This window comes from Streptomyces triticagri (assembly GCF_003429565.1).
In the GTDB taxonomy this organism is placed as follows: Bacteria; Actinomycetota; Actinomycetes; order Streptomycetales; family Streptomycetaceae; genus Streptomyces; species Streptomyces triticagri.
Genome location: NZ_QUAK01000183.1, coordinates 1 through 6,699 on the forward strand (window position 1 = coordinate 1; position 6,699 = coordinate 6,699).

The 6,699-nt window shown below is 73.1% G+C and carries 5 protein-coding genes; all 5 read right to left on the reverse strand.

Going from position 1 to position 6,699, the window contains the following annotated elements:
* The coding region (locus DY218_RS26050; RefSeq protein WP_199566859.1) for a serine/threonine protein kinase at positions 1 to 1,574 on the reverse strand (1,574 nt) is incomplete at its 3' end.
* Positions 1,571 to 2,914 (reverse strand): hypothetical protein, encoded by a 1,344-nt coding sequence (locus tag DY218_RS26055; protein WP_128558579.1) that lies wholly within the window; start codon positions 2,912 to 2,914, stop codon positions 1,571 to 1,573. The genes DY218_RS26050 and DY218_RS26055, both read right to left, overlap by 4 nt.
* A gap of 82 nt (positions 2,915 to 2,996) precedes the next feature.
* Positions 2,997 to 4,007 carry a glutamate ABC transporter substrate-binding protein gene (locus tag DY218_RS26060; RefSeq protein WP_233521908.1) on the reverse strand — a complete coding sequence of 337 codons (1,011 nt, stop codon included), beginning with the start codon at positions 4,005 to 4,007 and terminating at the stop codon, positions 2,997 to 2,999.
* Between the two features lie 11 nt (positions 4,008 to 4,018).
* Positions 4,019 to 5,482 (reverse strand): hypothetical protein, encoded by a 1,464-nt coding sequence (locus DY218_RS26065; protein WP_128558580.1) that lies wholly within the window; start codon positions 5,480 to 5,482, stop codon positions 4,019 to 4,021.
* Between the two features lie 324 nt (positions 5,483 to 5,806).
* Positions 5,807 to 6,699 (reverse strand): N-acetylglucosamine kinase (locus tag DY218_RS26070; RefSeq protein ID WP_128558581.1); only part of this gene is annotated, 893 nt, incomplete at its 5' end.

The window sequence follows — 6,699 nt, forward strand, 5'->3', positions numbered from 1 at the left end:
CCCCCGGCGGCGGGCAGTGCCGGCGTCGCCCCGCCGGCCGGCAGCGCCGCGGCATCGGGCGCCCCTCCGGCCTGCCGCCCGATCCGCCCGGCCGGCACCTTCCGCAGGCCGAGCCGGGACACCTCACCGGCCGACTCCGCGAACAACTCCGTGTCCGTGACCTTCAGTTCGATCCCGAACAGGGTGGACAGGGCCGGCCGCGGCCGCCCCGTCTGCAGCGCCACCACCTCGCGCAGCACGCCGGTGAGCTGGTCCGCCATCTCCTGCGCGGAGGAGAAGCGGCGCGCCGGATCCGGGTCGGTGGCCCGTACGAGCAGCCGGTAGAACGACTCGTAGGTGCGGAACACCTCGATGTTGTCCGGGTCCGGCAGGGAGTCCACGAAGACGTTCGTGTACCCCTGGAAGTCGAAGGTGAGGACCGCAAGGGTGCGCGCCACCGTGTACAGGTCGGAGGCGACCGAAGGCCCCACCTCGGCGACCTCGGGCGCCTGGTACCCGACCGTGCCGTAGATCGCCGACTCGTCGTCGTCCATCCGGCGCACCGCGCCCATGTCGATCAGCTTGAGCTGGTCGTGCTGCTGGATCGCGTTGTCCACCTTGAAGTCGCAGTACAGCAGATTGCGGCTGTGCAGATGGCCGAGCGCCTCCAGGGCCTCGATGCCGTACGCACAGGCCTGCTCGACCGGGAGCGGGTCGCGCTTGCCCTCGGCCGTACGGCGCTCGTTGGCGATCTCCTTGAGGGACTTGCCGCCGACGTACTCCATGACGATGTAGCCGTCCAGGGAGCCGGTGCGCTGGTCGAGGTGCTCGACGAAGTTATAGATCCGCACGATGTTGGAGTGCTCGATCTCGGCGAGGAAGCGGCGCTCCGAGATCGCCGCGGCCATCGCGTCCTGGTCGCCGGTGTCCAGCAGGCCCTTGAGCACCACCCAGCGGTCCGAGACCGCCCGGTCGACGGCCAGGTAGACCCAGCCCAGACCGCCGTGCGCCAGACAGCCCGTGACCTCGTACTGGCCGTGCACCACATCGCCCGGGCTCAGCTTCGGCACGAAGGAGTACGGGTGGCCGCACTTGGTGCAGAAGCCCTCGGTGCGGCCGGCCCGCTCACCGCGCGAACGCCCCACCGGGGCACCGCAGTCGGAACGCGAACAGAACCGCTTGCGCTCGGGCACCTCCGGGTTCTTCTGCACCATCGTGCCCGGGTCGGGGCGCGGCACCTGCGGCACGCTCACCAGACCCGCACCGAGCCGCTCCCGGCCCGAGGAGCCCGTCGCCCCCGTCGAGCGCACCGACACCGAGCGCCGCGAGGACAGACTCCCGGACATGGAACGGGACAGCCGGCCGGAGACCGAGCGCCGCGACGACGACGAGCGCGACGAGCGCGAGGACCGCTCACTGGACCGCGAGGAGCTGCTCGAGCTCCGGCCGCCGCCGGTCACCCCGGTCGGCGGCGACGACACCATGCCCGACGGGGACACGACCGGAGCGAGCCCGCAGGTGTCGCAGTACATCTCCCCGCCGCCGACGTCCTCGTACGTGCCCTCGCAGTTCGGGCGCTGGCATTGCGTGCTCAAGATTCCCCCCTACGGTCGGTCGGCCCGCCCTGGTTCGGCACCCGGGGGGCCAGCACTTCGGCGGCCGCGTGCTGGTAGCGCAGCACCGCCTCCTCGGCCACGCGCAGATCGCACGGGGCGCTCCACAGCATCCGGCGGGCCGCGTCGTACCGCTCGATGAGCAGTGGATCCTCCGCGGCCCCGTGCCGCGCCACCTTCGCCTTGTAAGCGTCGAGCCGGCCGCGCAGCTCGGCGCGGACCGCGAGCGGCGCGGTGACCGCCGTCAACGACTCGCGGGCCCGGTGCAGTTCGTCCTCCGCGCGCTGCTCCAGGGACTCCAGGAGCGGTGAGAGCCGGTGCCACTGGGCGGTCCTGCGGTACTCGGCGGCCGTCGCCAGCTGCTCCTGCAGCGCCGTCGGCGGCCCGCTGACGGCCGGCACCTCGGACGCGGCGATCTTCGCCAGGACCTCGCCGCGCGCCGCACGGGCCTCCGCAAGGGTGCGGTCCGCCCGGGACAGTACGTCGCGGAGCCGGCCGAGGCGCAGCTCAGCGTCCTGCCGGACGGTCAGCACGGCGTCGATCTCGCGGCGCACCTCCTCGATGTCCTGCGCCGCACGGTCGTAGCGCTCGGTGTCGGGGCGTCCGCCGCCGGGCGCCGAACTCCCCGGCGCCGTACGCCAGAAGGCCAGCGGATCGGACACCACCTGGGCGCGCAGTGTGGTCAGCTCGTCGGTGATCCGCTCCAGGTCGTCGCCCGCCGGATGTTCGCCGGGGCGCACCCCGACCGAGGCCGCGAGCTGCCGGGTGCGGCCGAGTTCGGCCGCGAGCAGGTCTATCCGGGCCGGCAGCGCGGACCACACCGCGTCGGCGGCCACCACCATGTCGAGGGAGCTCGCGTACAGGTCGTTCATCCGGTCGACGAGCTCGGACAGCGAGTACTGCTCGGAGAGCTTGGCCGGGCCGGTGATCGAGCCGGGTGCGCCCGCCTGCGCGGGGCTGCTCGCCACCGTCACCGAGCTGCCGCGCAGCCGGTCGGTGAGCTCGGCCAGATCGTCGCGGCTCGGCCAGCGGCGGCGCGCGCGCAGCTCACGGGCCGCGGTCAGGGCCGCGGTGTAGGCGTCGAAGTACGACCAGAGGCGGGAGACCGCCTGCTCGGTGACCGCCCACCGGTCCCGGGTGGTGCCGGTCAGCTCGGCGCCCTCCAGGAGCCGGCGGCCCGCGTGGTCCTGCAGCGCGAGCAGGGACGTCTCGACGGCCTCGTGCTCCGCGCCCAGGCGTGCCAGCGCACGGTCCACCTCGTCCCGGTCCATGACGGGGCCCTCGGGGCCCGCCGAGCCGGGGAAGGATCCCGCGACGCCCATCGATCACCTCTCGCTGTGGCTGGGTACGTGTCCGTGCCTGCGCTGCGCCGTGCCCCCGACGGCCGGGACGCTCCTGCGGATGTCAGTCCTGGTACTTCGGTGCCGGGGGGCCGTCGATGTCCTTCAGGTCGTCGGCGAGCCAGTCCTTGTAGGACTTGTCCCAGTCGTCCTTGCGGTAGTCCTCCAGGATCCGGTTCACCCGGCGTACCAGATCCGGGGCCTTCTTGCTCATTGCCACGCCGTAGTACTCCTTGGTGAACGGCTTGCCCGCGAGGGACACCGTCGGATCCTGTGCGGCCTGCCCGGCGGCGAGCGCGCTGTCGGTCACCACCGCGTCCACGTCGCCGAGCTGGAGCCTTACCAGGCAGTCGAGTTGGTTCGGCACCGTGGTGGAGATGTCCGCGCCGTACGCCTGCTTCTCGAGCTCCGAGAGGGCCGTGGAACCGGCGGCCGTGCAGAGCTTCTTGCCGGCGAGCGTCTCGTCGTACCCCTTGATCTTCGAGTCCTCCGGGACGAGCAGCTGCTGGCCGGTCTCGAAGTACGCGGTGGAGAACGCCACGTCCTTGAGGCGCTCGCAGTTGATCGTCATCGTGCGGACGACCATGTCGACCTGTCCGGACTGGATCGCGGGCACTCGCTGGTTGGTGGGCACCGCGCGGAAGATGATGTCGTCCGGGTCGCCCAGGATGTCCTTGGCGATGGCGCGCGCCAGGTCGATGTCGAAGCCCTCCAGCTTGCCGGTGGACGGGTTGCGGTATCCCCAGCGGTAACTGTTCTGGTCGACGCCGACGATCAGCTTGTTGGGCTTGTCCTTGCGGGTCTTGATCTCCTTGATGGTCGGGCCGTCCGCGCCCGACGCCGGCAGGCTGCGCTCCGGCTCCTTGCACTCCTCGGCCCGCGCCTGCTCCGCGCGCGGGGTGTCGGCCGAACCGCTCTCCGGCAGGGCAGAGCCGCCGGCTCCCTGCAGCGGCAGCAGTGCGATCAGGGCGGTCAGCACACAGGCCGCCGCCATCGCCGCCACACCGCCCCAGCCGCGCAGCCGGCCGATCCCGGTCCTGCGTGCGGTCGGCGCCGTCGTCCCGGTCCTGGTCATGTCGCCCCCTGTCACCGGTACTCCGAAAGCCTGCGTCCGATGCCGAGCACCGCGCCCGCCGCGCCGAGCACCGCGAGGGCGGCTGCGCCCACGGGGAGTCCGGTCATCGCGGCCCTGCCGCTCTCGGCGGCGTCCTTGAAGTCGCTCTGCTCGTGGGCGAGTGCCTTCTCCAGGGCCTTGTCCGCCTTGTCGAAGGAGTCACCCGTCGGCTTGTCGTCGCCGATCACCCGGGCCAGGGCCACGTCGTAGTTGCCCTGGGTGTCCGCGTCGCGGGCGGCCTTGTGGCGCTTCTGCCACTCGGCGACGGCCTCCGCCGCGTCGTCGACCGGGCGGGCGCCCGCGTCGTCGTCGGCCAGGACGCGGGCGACGCCGAGGTGGCCGGAGCGGTCGTTGGGGCCGTTCGGGCCGAGCCGGGCCATCTGCTTCTGGTAGTCCACGTCGTAGGCGTCCTTGCCCTCGTCCGGTCCGTCCGGGACGGTGACCGCGCCGCGGGCGACCAGGGTCAGGTTCTCGTTGCTCCTGGCCTGCAGGGTGCTCACCCGGGCGTCGTTGAGGACGCCCAGCGAGCGGACGCCGTTGTCATAGCTGTCGTTGAGATTCGACCAGGCGAGCGTGTGGCCGACGGACAGCCACAGGAGCACCACCGTGCCGGCCGCGGTGGCGGTGACCAGGCCGTGGTTGAACACCCTGTTCGTACGGCGGTAGTTGCGGCGCTGGGCCCAGGCCAGGGCGCCGATCGCGACCACGCCGAGGCCGATGGCCGCCCAGGGGTAGGCCCTGGCGTCCGCGTAGTCCGCGTCGAGCTGCTTCTTCTCCGCGTCGTAGAGCTTCTTGGCCGCGGGGAGCATCTGCTTCTGCATCAGGTCGTTCGCGTCGCGCAGATAGGCGCCGCCGAGGGGGAGGCCCTGGCGGTTGTACGTGCGGGCCGTCTCGATGCGCTCCGCGTACTCCGGCAGGAGCTTGCCGAGGAGGGTGAGCTGGTCGGTGGTGGTCTTCGAACCCTTGCTGTTGGACGCCGCGGTGGCCAGCTTCTCCGCGGCCATGTCCATGTCGTCCTGGTACCGCTTGCGGACGCCGGCCGGCTCCTGACCGCCCGCCAGGAAGCCGCTCGCCGCAGCTGTGTTGGCGTCCGCGAGGGAGCGGTAGATGGACGCCGCGTCGGCGCTCAGCGGCTGGCTGCGGTGCAGCACGTCGTCCGCGGCGGCCGAGCGTGCGGACATCTGCCAGGAGGCGAGCGCGCCGAACGCGACGACGAGCACCGCGAGGACGGCACCGATGATGCGCAGCCGGCCCGGCTCGGTCGTCGCGGCCGTGCGAAGGCGGTCCGTGGACTCGCTCCAGGCGCTGCGGCGTTCGGGCGGCAGCGGGGCAGGCGGCGGTGTCGAAGGCGCCGGTGCCTGCGGCGGCACGGCGGGCAGCGTGGGCGCGTCCGGCGCGTCCGGCGCCGCCGTGCTGCCGTTCGGCGGGTGTGTCACTCGACCTCCCCCTCGGTCTGCTGACGGTCATCCCTCCCCTGTGCGGTGGGGAAGGGGTGCCCGGTCGCCAAGTATGGCGGCAGGGACCGACATCGACACCAGCCTTTGCGCGATCTTGTTCGGATCGATGCGTCGCCAGGTGCCCCGGCACCTGCTTCGGCACCTGCCTTCCAATACGAAATCCGGATCAGTTCGGTTCCCGTACCGGACTCCTGGGCACCGTCCCGTGCGCTGCTCGACACCGTCCTACGAGGCCGTCCTACGAGGCCGTCCTACGAGGCCGTCCTACGAGGCCGTCCTACGAGGCCGTCCTACGAGGCCGTCCTACGAGGCGCCGGGCGCCCCCTGCCCGTAATGCGCCCGCACGCGCGCGTGGGCCGCGGCCGGCGCCCCGATCCGGTCGAGTCCGAGCAGCGCGGCGCCCAGCACCGGACGCGCCGTCACCACGTGCGGCACCGCCTTCGGCGCCCGGGCGGCCAGGAGTTCGCGGACCCGGGAGTCCAGGCCCCGGTGGCCCGCGGCGAGCACCGACCCGCCGAGCAGCACCGGCACCGGCGAGTCGAGCAGCCCGAGCCTGTCGAGCGCCACCGCGGACAGCGCCACCACCTCCTCGGCGAGCCGCTCCACCAGGGACCGGGCCACCGCATCGCCGCCGGCGGCCGTCGCGAACAGCACGGGGGTCAGCTCGTGCCTGCGTTCAGCGGTGATCCGGCCCCGGTGCAGCGCCTCGATCAGGGCGTACATGGACGGCAGCCGGAAGTGCTCCGGCAGGGTCCGGGCGAGCGCGGTCGGCGCACCCCGGCCGTCCTCGGCGCGGGCCGCGAACCACATCGCCTCCTCGGCCAGGCCCCCGCCCCCGCCCCAGTCGCCGGAGATCCGGCCGATCGCGGGGAAGCGGGCGGTCCGGCCGTCCGGGGTCAGGCCCACGCAGTTGATCCCGGCGCCGCAGACCACCGCGACCCCCAGCGGCTCGTCGACCCCGGCCCGCAGGATCGCGAAGGTGTCGTTGCGCACCTCGACCGTGGCGCCGAGCGCCCGCTCCTCGACGGCGCGCGCCAACTCCTCCTCCTCGACCGGGAGATCGGCGTTCGCGAGGCAGGCCGACACCACGGCCACCTGGGGCCGGGCGCCGCCCCGTGCCGCCGCAGCGGCGTCCAGGGCCTCGGCGGCCGTCGCCGCCAGCGCGCCGACCGCCGCGTCCACACCGACCGCGGGCG

Bases quoted from the DNA above. Each gene is read 5' to 3' on its own strand.
- DY218_RS26055 (WP_128558579.1), bottom strand. From the start codon at position 2,914: ATGGGCGTCGCGGGATCCTTCCCCGGCTCGGCGGGCCCCGAGGGCCCC.
- DY218_RS26060 (WP_233521908.1), bottom strand. From the start codon at position 4,007: ATGACCAGGACCGGGACGACGGCGCCGACCGCACGCAGGACCGGGATC.